General features: G+C 63.0%; 1 protein-coding gene. It reads right to left on the bottom strand.

What is annotated here, in order from left to right; all coding sequences use genetic code 11:
- Positions 1-257, bottom strand: a 257-nt coding sequence (locus tag AUL28_RS21895; protein WP_192843519.1) for a DNA-methyltransferase, incomplete at both ends; no start/stop codon positions are given.

Below are 257 nucleotides of genomic sequence, written 5' to 3'. Positions count from 1 at the left end.
TCGTCGTTGGCCGCCTTCATGGCGTCGTAGTTGAACGTGTAGCTCTTGGCCTCGGCCGAGCGGGACGCCCAGATCATCGTCTCGTGCGCGTTCTGAAAGCGCCGGCCCCGGAAGTTGGGCATGGGGTTGGTCTTGCGCCAGACGATGTCGTTCAGCATCCAGAAGCCCAGATCCTGCATGATGGCGCCGACGCGGAAGATGTTGTGGTAGGAGCCGATCACCCAGATCGTGCCGTTGGGCTTGAGCAAGCGGCGGGC

The organism is Aureimonas sp. N4, assembly GCF_001463925.1.
GTDB classification, from domain to species: Bacteria; Pseudomonadota; Alphaproteobacteria; order Rhizobiales; family Rhizobiaceae; genus Aureimonas; species Aureimonas ureilytica_A.
The sequence above is the reverse complement of the archived record's forward strand: the minus strand, read 5'-3'. Positions and strand labels throughout refer to the sequence as shown.